The organism is Moorena sp. SIOASIH (assembly GCF_010671925.1).
GTDB lineage: Bacteria > Cyanobacteriota > Cyanobacteriia > Cyanobacteriales > Coleofasciculaceae > Moorena.
In genome coordinates, this window is sequence record NZ_JAAHIH010000002.1 from 1,051,677 (window position 1) to 1,069,936 (window position 18,260).

The following is an 18,260-nucleotide window of genomic DNA, read 5'->3' on the forward strand; positions in this document are numbered from 1 at the left end:
TTTTATTCCAAAGCTTCTATTTTTTTAGCAAGTAATTTGGCAATCTCATCTTCAGACATTTCTTGGAAACGAGATGATGGCGAAGTTTCTTCCTGTACTTTCTTCTCTTTATCCTCTAAGGTAACCAAAAAATAGTTGGCAAACACCTCAGTAGTCAGATAATCTATCAATGCTGCCAAATCCGGATATTTAAAAGTTAAAGTAGAGGGTAAATCACATTCTAAACTTTTCTGCAAACGATTCCTGAACTCCACAGCCATTAAGGAATCCATTCCTAAGTCAAAAAATCCTTGTTTTAAATCAACCTGTTGAGATGAATTGAAGCCCAATACCTCAGCTACTTGACGACGAATATGAGCAACTAAAATTTCTCGTCGTTCACTGGGTACCGCTGTTTTCAACTGTTGTAAAAGCGAGCATTTCAAGGATTCAGAAGTATGGTCATAAGCGTGGGTGGTTTGATGCCAATCTGATAAAAATAGCCATTGTGCAACTCGGTCTTGCCACGCCGACCACTTAATAGGTACTACCCCAACCTCCACATTTGAACTACTCATCAATAGCTCCAGTGACTCTAATACCTGAATCGGAGAGATCACACCCATGCCTTTTAGCTCTGCGAGATCTGCACTACGCTCAGCTGCTACTCCCACTTGAGATACTGCACCCCAATGAATGCTCAATCCTGACAACCCCAGACCTCGACGATAATGGGCTAAACCATCCAGAAAGGCATTAGCTGCAGCATGATTTCCCTGACCGGGAGAACCAAACAAAGAAGCGGCAGAAGAAAACAGGACAAAAAAGTCCAAAGGCTGGTTTTTGGTTAATTGATGCAAATGCCAAGCCCCTTGGACTTTGGGAGCCATCACTTTTTCAAAGCTAGACCAATTCTGGTTTTGGAGGATTCCATCAGATAACAATCCTGCCGAATGAATTACTCCTGCTAATGGTAGGTTGGACTGCTCGATGTTGGACATCACCCTTGTCATTGATGCAACATCAGACACATCAGCTTTTTCTACTACTACAAAGGCTCCGGTTTGTTCTAATTCAGTTAATTTTTTTCGTGCCGTCTCGTCTGGGGAACTGCGTCCGAGCAATACTAAATGTTTGGCTCCTCGTTCTACCATCCAACGGGCAACTAGTAAACCTAAACCTCCATTACCTCCTGTAATTAAGTAGGACGCATCGTCCCGGAAGCTCAAAGACACTTCTGCTTCAGCTTGACGACTACTCACTAAACGAGGCACATAACGAGTCTTTCCTCGCAAAGCCACCTGGTCTTCCTTATCCTCTGACCAAATTTCTGAGAACAGTTCCCATGCTTGATGCTCTAGAGTGTCCTCGGGGTCTAAATCAATTCGCACACAGTTGAGTTCTGGGTGTTCTAAGCTAATCACTTTTGCTAGTCCCCACACCGAAGATTGTACTACTCCTGGTATGATCGCAGCAGTTTCAGGTACTGGTTGGGCTCCTTGAGTGACTAACCATAATCGTGGCGGTGAGGAGAATTCTGCTTTGACTAATGCCTGCACCAAGGATAATGTGGTGCCACACCCTAGTTGAGATAAGTTTTCTAACTCCTCGGAGCTGATGTTTTTACCAATTCCGGCTTCGGTGGTCCAACATTGCACTACTCCATATAAGGAAGGTAATTGGGCTTTTAGGTGAGCTACCAGTTCCTTAAATTCCTCTGGGTTGTGGGGGTTGATGGTAATTTCTTCGGCGGCGATTTGTTGATATTTTTCCCCAGCAAATACCAAGGTACACACTTGTCCGGATGAGCGCAGTTGAGTAGCTACTTTTTGGGCAATTCCCTGTTGGTCTGCTAGTATTAACCAACCCTTGGGTTCTGATGATGTCTTCTCTATAGTGGTTTCTTCTAGTTGAGCAATAATCACTGCTTGCTGGGACAAAACTGTAGGGACTCCATCAGTCTCTGGTAGAGTAACCACTTCGGTAAAACCTGTTTCCCTGAGCAATTGTTTCCATTTGCTTCTACTTAACAGTGGATAGTCCCCTCGTAATTCTAGATCTTGGAATTTCCACCATCCTTCTAAGAGTCCGAAAATTAAGTCTACCCATCCCTGACGAGTTGTTGCCTCTAACAACACCAAGATTCCCCCAGGGGCTAATAATTGCCGCACATGGGATAGGGTTTGCTCTAAGGAGGTGGTGGCGTGCAGCACATTAGCCGCGATCACGATATCGTATTGATGAGCAATAAATCCTTGTGCAGTTGGGTCTTGTTCTATGTCGAGGGTTTGGTAGGTAACAAAGGGATAATCCCGGAATTTCTCTTGGGCTTTGGCGGTAAATAAAGCACCAATGTCCGTGAAGACATATTCACTTTGGTCCGGTGGTAAATGGGGGAGAATATAGCTAGTTGTTCCTCCTGTCCCTGCACCTACTTCTAATAGTCTCACTCCTCGCTGTGGTGGTAACTTTTCCAAGGCAGTGGCGATCGCTTTCTCCACTAAGCTATTCATCACCTTCGCTGCAGGAGAGTCTTGATAGAGTTGGGTAGCAGTCGTTAAATCCCCTTCCGGAAATACTAATTGTACTGGGTCTATCGCTCCTCTGAGTACGCCACTCAATTGGGATGCACAACGGTTGAGCAGGGTGAGTTCGGCTTGAACTTGGGGATATTGACTTAGTAGCGTCTTGGTTTTTTCTGTGGGGTTGGTAACTCCAAATTCTTGCTGTACTTGCCATTGCTCTTCAGTTTTCTTGAGGATGCCGACTTCCCCTAACATTTCTAGCAGACGGCTGAATAGTCGGTGATGGCTTGGTACGATTCTTATTTGTTGTATCGCTTCGATGGCACTAAAGTTTTTTCCGACAGGGTAAGACCAACCCATTTCCCGAAAAGCTTGTTGGACAAACTCCACACTCAATTTATCTAACTCCGTTAAGAGTTGACCATAGTTATCTAAATCGGTTTGAGAACTTACTTGAGAAAGGGTTGGCTTGAGTTTTTGACTAATTTCGACTAGAGAGGGCAGATAAGTCGGAGGTAGTAATCGCCCAAAACGACCTTTGTGTTGCCATTGGACTTCGTACAGACAATTGCTCAGGGCAAATGCTTCAGTTCCTAGTAAGCTTTCAGGGGTAGCTAGTTTGACTCGTAAGCCAAATAGGGTGGCCAGGATTTCTCCTTTGCCATTGACCAGGGTGAGTTGAGCTGTCCAATTTTCTTGAGTTTCAATGGTCACTGAGGCCATTGCCCATACAGACAGCCCCGGACGACTATATACTTTTAATTGCTCGATTCCGATGGGTAGATAAGTTTGGTTGGTGTTGGTTTCGGGTAGTGCATGGATCAGCACCTGTAGGGCTCCATCTAATAAAGCGGGATGGAACTGATAGTCTGTGACTTCTGGCAGTAAATCTGGGGATAACTCAATCTTTCCTAGGGCTTGGTTGGACCCCTTCCACAGCTGTTGGATTCCTTGGAAACTGTTTCCGTACTCAATTCCTCTTTGTCGATAGTGTTGATAATGGTCTGGGATTTCTATGGGTTGACTACACTCGGTCAAGTATTTTTCTAGGTCAACAGTAGCCACACCAGTTTCCATTTCTGCGGCTCGAATTTTTCCATTGGCATGAAGTATCCACTGGGGTTCGTCCTGGTTCGGCTGTTGCTGTTGAGTAAATACTTGCCATTGGTAGGTTTGGTTTTCTGATGGAGTTAGTATAGTCTGAACTGTTTTTATTTCTCCTTCTGGTAAAATCAATCCGGTTGGGATGACTAGGTCTTCTACTACTAGATTATCAGTTTTAAAGCGGTTTACTCCTGCAGCTAGAGCTATTTCTAGATAGGCCGTTGTGGGGAATAGCGCCCGGTCAAATACTCGGTGGTGCTTGAGGTAGGCTGGTTCATCTTCTGCTAATAAAGATTCAAATTGAACTTGTTGTGGCTGACCGGCACAATAGAACCTTTTACCCAATAAGGGGTGGAGATTTTTTTCGGTTGATAAATACGGTTTTTTGCGGTTACTCTTATTACTTTCTATCCAATACCGTTCTCGTTGGAATGGATAAGTAGGTAACACTACCTTTTGACGAGCATAGTCTCGGTCAAACCCTGACCAATCTACCTTGACTCCCTGGACATATAACTGTCCTAAACTTGAAAGCATCTGCTGCCATTCTTCTACTCCCTCCCGCAACGACGGTAACCACACACCGATTTCTTCTGGGAGACACTGCCGCCCCATGCCTAATAATATTGGTTTCGGTCCGATTTCTAGGAAGATTTCATAGCCAAGTTGGTGCAAGGTCTCGATACTTTGGCCAAACCTGACTGGTTGTAACACATGATTTACCCAATAGTTGGCCGTAGTAATGGTATCGTCGGCTCGAATTCCAGTCACATTCGAAACCAGTGGAATAGTCGGTTGATGGTAGGTGATTTGATGGGCTACTGCTTCAAATTCTGCCAACATTGGTGCCATCAAGGGTGAATGGAAGGCGTGAGATACCTGTAGCCTTTTGGTCTTGATTCCCTCAGCTTCTAATGTGTCACAAATAGCACCAATATCTTCACTGGCTCCGGAAATCACTAGAGTTAATGGACTATTAATAGCAGCAATCGCTACTTTTTCTGTGTAGGGGGTAATCAGTTCACGGACTTTTGACTCGTTAGCCATCACTGAAACCATCTCACCACCACAGGGCAACTGTTGCATCAACCTTGCCCTAGTCGCAATTAGTTTCAGACCTTCTTCTAAACTAAATACTCCTGCTACGGTTGCTGCTACATATTCCCCCACACTATGCCCCATGACTACATCTGGGTTTATGCCCCAGGATTGCCATAACTTAAACAGGGCATATTCAATGGCAAATAGGGCTGGTTGGGTATAGGCTGTTTGGTCTAGCAGAGATGAACTGGAGTGATCTTTGTCTACTGGATAGAGAATTTCTAGTAAGGAAGTTTCCTGGAATGTTTCTGTACTACTGATAATTTTGTGACATTGGTCGAGTGCTTCTCGGAATACAGGTGCTTGTTCATATAGCTTTCTTGCCATGTTGACATACTGAGAACCTTGACCGGTAAACAGGAAAGCTACTTTTCTTGAAGTAAGCTTTTTAGGTAATTCCCCTGAGAAGATTCCTGCTACTCCATTTTCTGCTTGGAATTGGAGCAGCTTTTCGAGCAATTCTGCTTGGCTTGAACCTACAACTGCTAGTCGGTGGTTAAAGTGAACCCTTCCTGTATTGGCAGTGTAACAAACATTTGCTATATCCAATTCTGGATTGGTGTCTAGGTGATGATGATAACGACCGACTAAATCTTCGAGAGCTTTTTCTGTTTTCCCAGACAAAGTTAATATATGGAGCGATCGTTCTAGATCATCCTCACTGGTAACTTTTGACTTTTGACTTTTAACTTGAATAGGAGCTTCCTGCAATACTACATGAGCATTAGTTCCTCCTACACCAAAAGAACTAATTCCTGCTCGACGGGGAGAGCCATTGCTTTTCCATTGAGACAGAGTGGTATTGACGTAAAACGGACTATTGGCAAAATCAATCTGGGGATTAGGTTGCTCAAAGTTCAGACTAGGAGGTATTAATCCGTGCTTGATAGCCAGCACAGTTTTAATCAATCCTGCTACCCCTGCTGCTGTATTCAAGTGCCCCACATTAGTTTTCAGGGAACCTACGGCGCAAAATTGCTTTTTCTGAGTGTGCTGAGAAAATGATCTTGTTAAAGCTTCAATTTCAATTGGGTCTCCTAACTCTGTACCAGTGCCATGAGCTTCTAGATATGTGATCGTCTCTGCACCTACTCCAGCAACAGCTTGAGCTTCTAAAATAACTGCTGCTTGACCTTCCACACTAGGTGCAGTGTAGCCTAATTTTAAGGAACCATCATTATTAATGGCTGAACCCTTGATCACAGCATGAATACAATCTCCATCTGCTATTGCATCTTGGAGTCTTTTGAGCAATACAACTCCAACACCACTACCAAAAACTGTCCCCCGAGCTCTGGCATCAAAAGCTCGACAGTGACCATCAGGAGATGCAATCATTCCCTCTTGATATAAGTATCCGACCTCTTGGGGAATCTTGATGGAGACACCACCTGCAAGTGCCATATTACATTCCCCATTGAGTAAGCTTTTGCAAGCCAGATGAACTGCAACTAATGAAGTGGAGCAAGCTGTTTGAACATTTATTGCTGGTCCGGTGAGATTCAATTTGTAAGCAGCGCGTGTTGCTAGGTAATCTTTGTCATTCCCAATCATTTGTTCAAAGGAGCGATTACTTAGCACTATAAAACTTTGATCGTCAAGGTGAGACATTAAGTAAGTAGGCATCGCACCGCCAGCATAAACCCCTATGGAACCGTCATAAGTCTCTGGATTATAACCACTACTCTCTATTGCTTCCCAAGCAGATTCTAGGAAAAGCCTTTGTTGCGGGTCTATTGTTTTGGCTTCTCTTGGACTGTAGTTAAAGAAGTTAGCATCAAACAGATCGATGTCTGAAATCAGACCATTAACTTTGACATAGTTAGGATTATTAAGTAAATCAGTCCCGACTCCAGATTCTCCCAACTGTTGATCTGATAAATAGGAGATAGATTCCACACCATTTTTCAGATTATCCCAAAATTCTTCTAGATTTTTCGCACCGGGAAAACGTCCCGACATTCCAATTATCGCAACATCATTATCATCCTGAGGTTTCTTTAACGGCTTAACTTGGCGCTTTTTCCTTGATTGGGCTTCACCATTGCCCGTAATAAATTGACTTAATGAATGTACAGTTGGGTGGGCAAACAGGTCAACAATTTTAAACTTGATATCAAATATTTCTTGCAATTTGCTGTGAACCTGTATTAGGAGTATTGATGTTCCGCCCAGTTCAAAGAAATTATCGTAAATTCCGACTTCTTCTATCTGAATAACCTCTTGCCAAATAGCAGCGATTTTTGGCTCGGTTTCATTAAAGGTAGTACTTTTGTCAGGTTCTCGCAACCTTTTACGGTTTATTTGGCCATCAGGTGTTAATGGGAGTGCTTCTAATTGAACAAAAGCGGAAGGCATTATTTTGCTAAGAGTTCCAAAGCGATCGCGCACCTCCAACTCTTGCAACTGACGAACAGGAAACTCTGTTGTTTTAGCAGAAAAATAAGCAGTTAACTGTTGTAAACTATGACAATCCCTGCTCAAGCGCTGTATCTGTAGATTACTCTGATCCAAACCCACTATCAGATTATTGTGATGATGACACAGAGCTGCCAATAAAGAATATATTCCTTGTGATGGTTTTATAACATGGTAACCTTTGAGACGGCTGAGTTCCTTGATTTGGTAACCACGACTCATACCCTTTTCATCCCAGATACTCCAAGCCAAACAATAGACTTGCTTCTTACCCTGAGCTTTTTGGCGATCACAGAAAGCTGTTTGAAAACTATTAGCTGCTGAATAGGCAGCTATAGCTGTAGCACCAAAGAAACCATATATAGATGAGAAATGGATAAACAAAGCATTAGCATTATCTTTGAGCAGCTGATCCAACACCCAAGTTCCTAAAACTTTTGGACGCAGCAATGCACTCATACTGTCTTGAGTTTCCGATGACAAGAGTTGTTCGTGGTAAATTCCTGCCAGATGAATAACTCCATCTAGTTGACCTCCACCCAATTGAGATACTGCCTGAGCTACTACCTGTTGTAGCTGTCCTAAATTACAGATATCTACTGCTTGATATACTACTTCCCCTGGCAGTTGCTGCAACTTTTGGTACGCCAGCATTTTTTCCGAGAGCTTATCTCCCTCTTCCTGGGTTGGCTTCCCATTGTTTGGTTGCTCTATGTCTGTTCGACCTACCAATATCAGCCTTGCTTGGTAATGCTCTAAAATATACTTGGCAATTTCTACCCCGATTCCTCCGAGACCGCCACTGATTAGGTAAATACCTCCCTTTTTGAAGGGTAGTTCTTTTTGCGATTCTGATGCCAAATCCACTGCCCCTAGGCCTGAAACGAGGCGTTTTCCATCTCTGTAAGCTATTTCTATCTCTAGTTCATTGAAAACACTACAGAGTTCTTGCCAAATGTAATTCCCATTTACCTCTACCTCTGCTACTGGTAAATCTATATGAGTACAGCTTAACCAAGGCATTTCCTGGGGAATGGTTTTGAGTAAGCCTAATACCGTGGCTTTTTCATAAGCTATATTGTCTGTAGGTTGGACTGACTGAATGTAACTGCTGATAAAAAGTAACTGTACCTGATGTTGTGTACCTTGAACTTGCTCTAGGGCTTGAACTAAGTGTAGTAAACTAAAAAGTCCTTGGTACTGTGATTTTTCTAGGCTTTCTATGTCCGCAACTTCTTCGGTGTAATCCTGGTAGTGACCTAAATGTAATATCCGCGAAATTGGTGTTTTTTTGACTGCTATGGACTCAAATAGCTTTCGATAATGCTGTCTATTTCCCGGAACTATAGTATAGTGGCGATCATTCACTTGAGCAAAGCCTGAACCAAAATCAACTTGGATACAAGGTTGATCGTATTTATCTAATTTATTTGACAAAAAATCTCCTAATCCTAAGCAGTCAACAAAGACTAAAGTTAGACCTACCTGCTGAGGATAAGGGGAAACAATAGCTTCTTTAAGTAGCCAAGATTTTTTGTAAAACCAGTTGGGAATTGTCCGGTTATTTGCCAATTGAATATCAATCGCTTTGATTGCTTCTTGACATTCCCCACCTTCCAGCATCCTTTTCAGTCTTACCCGTTGAATTTTACCGCTTGTTGTCTTGGGAAACTCTGCAGCCGATATGGGTATTACATAAGTGGGAGTAATGCCTAGTTGAGATGATACTTCTCGCTGAATAGTTTTGATTAACTCAATGTTAGACTCTAGTTGTAGCTGTTTCGGTGTGAAGAAAATTGCTAGCCCTTCTGTCCCTGTCTCTGGTTGAGAGAAACTAACTGCTCCCGCAAAAGCCGGTTCTACTCCCTCAATGTTATTAACGATATCCTCAATCTCGTAGCAATAATAGTTAACTCCATTAATAATAATTAGCTCTTTTTCTCGACCTGTTAATACCAGTTTTCCATCAAGGATAAAACCTAAATCACCACTATTAAACCAGCCATCTCCTACAAATGCTTCTGAGTTAGCTTGAGGATTATTCAAGTAACCAGGAGTTACTACCTTGCCCTTGATTTGACATAGACCAATCACACCTTCTGGTAAGAGTTTATTGTTCTCATCGGTAATGCGAATTTGAACTCCTGGTACGGGAGGACCTAAATCTGTAAATTCTATTACATCTGTATCAGTTGCCTCCCCTTTAATCAACTGTCCTCCTATGGAGAATTTTCGGATGCGATGGATAGCTGATTCAAAATCAAACTGATTTTGATAAGTCATGGCGGTACAAACTTCTGCCATGCCAAAAGCTGGCTGCATGGCTTGGGAAGGTACTCCAAAGGGAGCCACTAACCTTAGAAATTCTCGTACTACTTTAGGAGTTACTTGTTCTCCTGCATTCATGAAGAATTTCACCGAAGACAAATCCCAACTTAAATGAGAGACTTTTGATAAAGCATCACTTACTAACTTGAATCCAAAATTGGGTGTCCAGGTATGGGAAACTCGATACTTTTCTAGTAAATCTAACCAGACAATGGGGTTAGCTAACACCACATCTGTTGCCACTTCAATTTGCTGACAACCTAGATAAGTATCTTTGAAGTGACAGGTGAGGATGGGAGCGACATGATCTACTGGCAACCAATTTAGGGAAACATCTTCTTCCTGATATCCATTAAATTGTTGAGCAGCATGGATATGGGTGACAATACCTTGGTGAGTTTCTTGAATACATTTAGGTACTCCTGTGCTGCCTGAAGTTAATTGTAAGAATGCGACATCATCAGGTTGACTATGGTGAATTTCTTCGGTAGGTGGATAATTTATCATCCTTTGTACCGAGAAAACTTGCACTCCTGAGAGTGGGAGTAACTGTTGAAGATTTTGCAGTGGCTCGAGCAGGGATTCACTAGCTAATATTGGTGGATGTTCCAGTAATTCCCAGGTATTGTATAACTTTTTGACTACAGCATTTGGTTGTTTATAAGTTTTGGCTACAGCTACGGTTATTGGTTGAATTCCACCCAGAATACATCCCCAGAGTGCTGGAAAATAATCTCGCAGGCATTCGATTTGCAGTATGATTCGGTCTCCTGCTTTTAAACCTTGATGACGCAAACCATTTAAAGTGCATTTAGCTTCTGCCAGTAAACTACTATAGGTTTGGGAGACTTGTTTTTTATGGGAAAGGATATAGACTATTTCTTTTTGTTGACATCGAGTTGCTGTTTGAATTAGTGCTTCAGTTAAGGTTAAAGGTGCATCATCTGGAATTGTTAATGAACCACCATCACTGAATGCGGGTACAACTGGTGTCAGATTTTCTGGTTGAGATGCAACTTTTTCAAGGGACGGAACTTCTGTTGTTGTTGCAGAGAACATACCAGTGATAGATGCTTCTGGAACTAGATCTAATAGATGAACTGGTGGGGTTGCTTTGGTTTTATGGGGTTGGACAACTACTGCTGCTTGTTCTATTTGTGGGTGCGATTCTCCTACGGAGACGCTACACGAACGCAGTTTTTCTTCCCAACGGGCGATCAAATCTGAGTCAATAACTTCTAGACTATTTAGAATAGTTTCATCTACTTGTCCTGATTCTGTCCGAGGTAAGGCAGATATGGGCACATAAGCACAAGGGAGCAACTCAGGAGATAAATGATGCTGTAGGTATGAATGTATTTTCTCTATAGAAAAATTACCTGAAACAACCACATAAGCAACCTGTTGATTATCCCTGGTTAAAATAGCATAGTCCTGGACTTCGGGAATAGATTTTAATGCAGTTTCTACCAGAGCTTGTTTTCTTGACTGACTGTGGATATCTACTTGACGAACCTTCAGCTTTTCTGACAATTCCAATTCATTAACTTTAGTCTCTGGAAAATGAAGACATTGTTCTATAATCAACAAATAAGATTCTATTAAAGCTGTAATAGTATCTTCCCCAAACAAATTAGCATTGTAAGTAAACAACCCCTTTAACTCTTGATTATCCTTTAACAAAGCAAAGAATAAATCTATGTCTGTAGGCAATTTACCATCTATTGTATTTGAGATACTAAACTTAGAATAGTTTTGATTATTTTTATCACCGTCGATGTCAATATAATCAAATAAAATCTGAAACAAGCTTCTGTATTGTTGATAGGTTTGAGCGTCAATAAATTCCGCTACATAATTTAGAGGAATATGTTGGTTGGCATAAGCTTCTAGGGTAATTTCTTTAACTTTGTATAGTAATTGTTTGAATGTAAAATTATCATCAAGCTTTGCACGCAGTAAGATAATATCGGCAAAAAAACCGATGGCAGATTTAAGTTTGTGATGCACCCTGCCTGACACTGGAAAGCTAACGACAATATCCTGTTTTAGGGAGTATTTAAATATCAATACATAGAATACTGAAAGAAAGAAAACTACAGGAGTAATACTATATTGACTACTTAACTGTTGAACTGCAGTCAATGTAGTATTAGGTATGTTAAAAGTTTTTTGTATACCTTGAAATCCTGGATATATTTGAAAATTATCAACTGGTACTGGATATAAAGTAGAAACACCAGCTAATTGTTTTTTCCAAAAATTTAATCCTTTTTCTAATACTTCTCCCTGTAACCATTGTCGCTGCCAAACAGCATAATCGCCATATTGAATATCTAATTCCGTTAAGGGAGAGTGTTTTTTATCCAGAGAGGAATCATATAAAGTTAGGAGTTCCCGAATTAATAAATTAATTGATAAAACATCGATAATAATATGATGAAATACTAATATTAATACTGCATCTGTATCACTGAACTGTAGCAGTTTGAAACTGAATAGTGGAGCTTGAGATAAATCAAAATTTTTCAGGGATTCTTGTGCAACATTTTCTTCAATAACAGCTGTTATTTCATTTGTGCTTAAACCAGGATAATAGTCAACGGAAATACTTATATCTAGCTCAGGAAGAGGTACCTGAACCAAGGAGCCTTCTTTTAAGGCAAAACTTGTTCTGAGAATTTCATGGCGACTAACAATTTTATTTAAGCTTTCTTGCAAAACTTGAATATCTATTAAACCTTCGAGCCGTATTGTTTGAGATATATTGAGTGCTGCACTATCTGGAATTAACTGAGTTACAGACCAAAGACGTTCCTGTTGATAGGATAGAGTAAAATGTTCATTTCTATTAACAGAAATTAAAGGTATAGATTGAGCACTAAAATTGTGGCTTTTTTCCTGAAGCAGCCGCAATAATTCGGTCTTATTTTGAGAGATAATATCTCGAATTTCTGCTGTTAATGCCCCCTTAGGAGCGTTAATTTTTAGTTGATCTCCTTCAGCCCACATTTTAATGCCTTGGCTAGAGATTTGATACAAAACTTGCTTCAGGTTCATGATTGATTTACTCCCTATTTTCATGTTTTGGGTTTTTGATGGTTTGAGGAACTATTTTTTTATAACCAAAGTCACTCAAGTACTTTATTCATTCGCGCTATTTTTATCAAACTAATACCTTCACGTGTTTTCATATATTTATAAATGTCTTATAAAATTATATAGTAATTTCTTCCCTATCTTCAATGATATTTTGGGTTTTTGAAGAATTTGATAAACTAATTTGATTTAACAAAATTTTATCAACCAATAAATTTGCTATTGCGATAATATTAATACCGCTAATTATTATTTCCATAGGAATATCAACTTCTATTTCCCTTTGTATAAAATTTCGCAATTCACCGGCCATCAAAGAATCAAAACCCATACTAGTTAAAGGTTGCTTTATTTCTATTTTAGCAGCATTTATTCCCAAAAGAGGAGAAATTTTATTTTTGAGGTAATCTATCAAGATTTTTTCTCCTTGCTCTGGTGGAGCTGCTTTTAGCTGTTCTAAAAGCTGTTCGTTTTTAGTTTCTGTTACTGATGAAATCAAAGCCTCTAAGAATGGCATCTTTTGCCCACTAGGGAGCTGGCTGACAAACCTTGACCAGTTAATCGGGAACACTCCAACTTGGCTTTGAGAACCTGATAACAATGACCCCAATGCCTGCATTCCCTGTTCGGGTTCAATGGCAACTATGCCCTGGCTCTGCATCCGATTGTGATGTCCACTTGCTAAACGAGCGGCCATGCCTGCTGCTGCCCATGGTCCCCAGTTAATACTCAATCCTGGTAATCCCTGTCCTCGACGATGATGGGCTAAAGCATCCATAAACCCATTAGCTGCGGCATAGTTTCCTTGACCTGGTGAACCCAACATCGAAGCCATCGACGAGAAACAGACAAAGAAATCTAAGGGTAAATCAAGGGTCAGTTGATGCAAATACCAAGTTCCTGCCACCTTTGGTGCCATCACTTTGGTAAACTGCTGCCAACTCATCTGTTGCAGTAACCCGTCAACCAATACCCCGGCGGCATGAATCACTCCTTTGAGTGGTGGCAACGATCCCTGAATTTGCTTCATAATCCTGACCGTATCTTGTTGATTGGATATATCCCCTGATAAAACTGAGATTTGGCTTCCAGCTTGTTCTAATTCCTGAATTGTTTCCATCGCCATCTCTGAGGGAGCACAACCCCCAATCAAAACCAGATGTTTAGCACCTTTAGCAACTAGCCACCGGGCTACCTGTAGCCCTAATGCTCCCAAACCACCAGTAATAAGATAACAGGCTTCTGATTCAATTGATAGTTGTAATGATATTAATTTCTGCTGTTGTTGTGGTACTAATCGGGCTACATAACGGACTCCCTGACGAATTGCGATCTGGTTTTCGTTTTGATTAGACAACAGTTCATCTACCAAACTGGGGACGGTTTCAGAAATATGAGATTTCGGCTCTAGGTCAACTCGAAAACAAGCTAATTCTGGGTGTTCGAGACTAATAACTCGCCCTAGTCCCCATAGAGCTCCCTGCTGGGGTTGTACCACTTCCGTTTCATCTAATACACTCTGAGTTCCTTGAGTAACTAACCACATCGGCGGTAGATGAGTTAGTCGAGCTTGAATTAAGGCTTGCACTAAATGTAGTACTGTAGCACAACCTAGTTCTTGAGCTTTTTCTAACTCCTTGATACCCAAAGATTCACTGGTTTGATTTACACCCCATAAATGCACAATTCCTTTAAGATCACCATTGTCTTGCAGCAGTTGTTGGAATTGTTCAGCAACAGTGGGATTGATTTGATAATGGTGAGCATCTATTTGCTTATACTCTGAACCGGGAGATACCCAAATACAGTTGTGGCCTTTCTGTTCTAAACTCTTCCCAATACCCTCTGTCAATTCACCGGTGAGTGCAAATACTAACCAATTCCCTGTTTCCTGTTCATGAGTAGATCGGGTTTTTGATGGTAGGGGTATAGCTTGCCAGTTAATTTCATAAAACCAATTACTCAAATCTGAACCCAGAGTCATCAGCAATGTTTGGGCATTTGCTTTCCTCGCTTCAACACCACTAACCTGAGCCACTAGTTCCCCATTTTGGTCAACTAATTGTAGATCAACTTTGAATTTTTCTGATGATTGTTTGTCTTGTGACCTACGGGTATAACACCAAAGCCGTCCATTCTGAGGACGATTATAGAAAGTAAATTTCTCTACACTGAACGGAACAAACATCTCAGTATTGTCGTCAGACAGACTTAATTGAAGTGCAACTAGTGATTGGAAGCACGAGTCAACCAAAGCCGGATGTAGTTGATACTTTGTTGCCTCTAGAACTGTTTGGGGCACTTTCATTTCACAAAGAACTTCTCCGTTTCCTAACCAGACCTGATCTATCCAGCGGAAACTCTGCCCTAATTGAATTTGTCGCTCCCAGAGATACTGGTAAACTTCTGTGCTCTCTAGTTTTTGACTACAGCGAGATTGAATTCCTTCAATATCTACCAGAGATAACCGTGATTTTTCAACCGGGTCAGTCGAAATCTTTCCGGTAGCATGAACCGCCCAAGAACTGATTTCTCTGCCATCGTTAAAAGAGTCGTCAAAGCTAATCACTTGAAATGAATAAGAGCTATCTTGTGGAGTCAAAGCTACCTGCACAGTTCGTACTCCTTCCTCCGGAATAGCTAGGGCTTGAGGAAAGAGAATATCCTCCAGTTGACATTCAGTTTTCGGAAACGTTAAAGAGGCAGCTGCTAACAATAGGGAAATGTGAGCTGCACCAGGAACTACAACTTTTTCATAGATACGGTGGTCGGCTAAAAAGGGGTAGTTTTGGGTATTAAAGTCAGACTCGAAAAAGATTTCTTTTGATAAGGGAGATTGGAACTTTTGATTAATTAGAGGATGGAGCTTGTTTGAAGAGATCGCTTTTGAATCGGAGCCCTTAGCGGTTTCCACCCAATACCTTTCCCGTTGGAATGGATATGTCGGCAATACTACTTTATTACGGCTATAATCTCTATCAAACCCTGACCAATCTACCTTGACTCCCTGTACATACAGCTGTCCTAAACTAGACAGCATTTGTTGCCATTCATCTACTCCTGGACGTAACGACGGTAACCAAATACCGAACTCTTCTGGTAGACATTGACGCCCCATGCCTAATAATATTGGTTTTGCTCCTATTTCTAGGAATATTTCCAAGCCTTGTTGTTGCAGGGTTTCCATACTAGCAGCAAACTTGACAGGTTGGCGTATATGATTTACCCAATAGTTAGCTGTGGCAATACTATTGTCTACTTTTGTTCCTGTAACATTGGAAATCAGTGGTATTTTTGGCTGATGGTAGGTAATTTGATTGGCTACTGCTTCAAATTCTACCAACATCGGTTCCATCAATGGTGAATGAAAGGCGTGGGATACTTGTAGTCTTTTGGTTTTGATTCCTTCTGAGTTTAGACTACTGATAATCGCAGCAATGGCTTCTGCTTCACCTGAAATTACTACACTTAATGGTCCATTAATCGCAGCAATCGCTACTTTTTCTGTGTAGGGGGTAATCAGTTCACGGACTTTTGACTCGTTAGCCATCACTGAAACCATCTGACCACCACAGGGCAACTGTTGCATCAACCTTCCCCGGGTGGCAATTAGTTTGAGACCGTCTTCTAAACTAAATACTCCTGCTACTGTTGCTGCTACATATTCTCCTACACTGTGACCCATTACTGCATCTGGGTTTATGCCCCAGGATTGCCATAACTTAAACAGAGCATATTCAATGGCAAATAGGGCTGGTTGGGTATAAGCTGTTTGGTCTAGTAGAGAGGAGCTTGAGTGCTGTGGGTCTTGAGGATAAATAACTTCATTGAGTGGATATTCCAGATACTGCTGTAAGATTTGCTCACATTCATCTAAAGCTTGACGGAAAGTCGGCTCTTGTTCATAGAGTTGCCTTCCCATATTCACATACTGGGAACCTTGACCGGTGAACAGGAAAGCCAGTTTTGGACTTTTGCTACCACTATCAAGTTGTCCAGAAAATAGTCCAACTACTTCCTCCCCAGTTTTCCAGTAAAGTAGTTTTTCTGCTAATTCCTTTCGGTCAGAAGCAATAACCGCTAGTCGATGGTTGAAATGAGCTCTTCCTGTATTAGCTGTGTAACATACATCTGCGATCGCGTCAGTGGAACGGAGTTCTATCGCTAATTCTGTATGAGTTTCGATATAATTGTGATTAAGAGTTACTAAATCTTCGAGAGCTTTTGGAGTCTTAGCTGACAAAGTTAACAAATGAAAAGGACGCTGATGAACACCTTCACTGTTACCTTTTGACTTTTGATTTTTGACTTGAAGAGGGGCTTCTTCTAGCACTATATGAGCATTCGTGCCACTAAGAGAAAAGGAACTGACTCCTCCCACTCGTTTACCCTCTGATGACAACCAAGGTGTCAGTTGAGTTGGAACTTTTAGAGGTATATTCTCCCAATCAATATAGGGGTTGGGATTTATAAAATTCAGATGAGGCGCAATTTTTTGATGTTGCAGTTGCAAAACTACCTTAATTAAACCGGCAATTCCCGCTGCGGCTTCTAGGTGACCAATATTAGTTTTAACTGAACCAATCATCAAGGGATTGTCCTGGTTATGTCCCTGCTCAAACACACTGGCTAAGGCTCTTACTTCCATAAGGTCTCCTAAAGAAGTTCCTGTACCATGAGCCTCCAAATAACCCACCTGAGATGGTTCTACTTTCGCCGCTTTGAGAGCTTGCTGAATTAACTTTTCCTGGGCTAGTTTATTGGGCACTGTCAGTCCGCTACTAGGTCCATCATGATTAACGGCTGAACCACGAATCACTGCCGAGATTTGGTCACCGTCTTTGACCGCATCAGACAGACGCTTGAGTACCACAATGCCACATCCCTCTCCCCTGCCATAACCATCAGCAGCAGCATCAAAAGTCTTACACCTGCCATCGGGTGATAGAGCCTTTAATCTTGATAGTGCGGTGGTGATTTGAGGAGAGAGAATTAGTTGTACTCCTCCTGCTAAAGCCAGATTAGACTCACCCTGACGCAGACTCTGACAAGCCTCATGTACAGCTACCAGAGACGCTGAACAAGCTGTATCTATTGCCATAGATGGGCCTTGCAATCCTAATGAGTAAGATAACCGACCTGCTGCAAAACAAAACCCATTTCCTGTACCATCGTAAGGGCTGATATTTTCGAGTTGGCTGAAGCTCAAATCAGCATAATCGTTTTGACCGATGCCCAGAAACACCCCGGTCTGAGTGTTTTCTAATTGTTGGGGGTTAATTCCAGCTCTTTCTAGAGCTTCCCAAGTTACTTCCAAAAGAAAACGTTGCTGTGGATCAAGGCTATTTGCTTCTCGGGGAGAGATGCCAAAAAACTCAGGATCAAACTGATCTACCTGATTAACTAATGAAGCATGGCGAATATACATTTTCCCTGGAGTATCAGGGTCAGGGTGATAGCAATAATCTATATCCCAGCGTTCAGGTGGAATTTCTCTAACTGCATCTTGACCACTAGATAACAGTTGCCAGAAGCTTTCGGGTGTGTTGGCATTTCCTGGAAATCGACAGCCCATGCCAATAATGGCAATAGGTTTACTTTTTGAACGCTCCATCATATCCAAAGCTTCTGCTTGCTTTAGCGCCAGAAACATCTGTTTGGATAATGATAGTTGCTCTGTGTTGGTAGTCGCTTCCATGAATTTTT

The 18,260-nt window shown here is 41.5% G+C and carries 2 protein-coding genes; both read right to left on the reverse strand.

The annotated features are described in order from the left end of the window. Positions 1–2: 2 nt before the first annotated feature. Positions 3–12,515, reverse strand: a complete 12,513-nt coding sequence (locus F6J90_RS12235; RefSeq protein ID WP_293093434.1) for a type I polyketide synthase — start codon at positions 12,513–12,515, stop codon at positions 3–5. A 157-nt stretch (positions 12,516–12,672) separates the two neighbouring features. Next, complete coding sequence (locus F6J90_RS12240) at positions 12,673–18,252, reverse strand: type I polyketide synthase (RefSeq protein ID WP_293093435.1); 5,580 nt, start codon at positions 18,250–18,252, stop codon at positions 12,673–12,675. Positions 18,253–18,260: the final 8 nt, after the last annotated feature.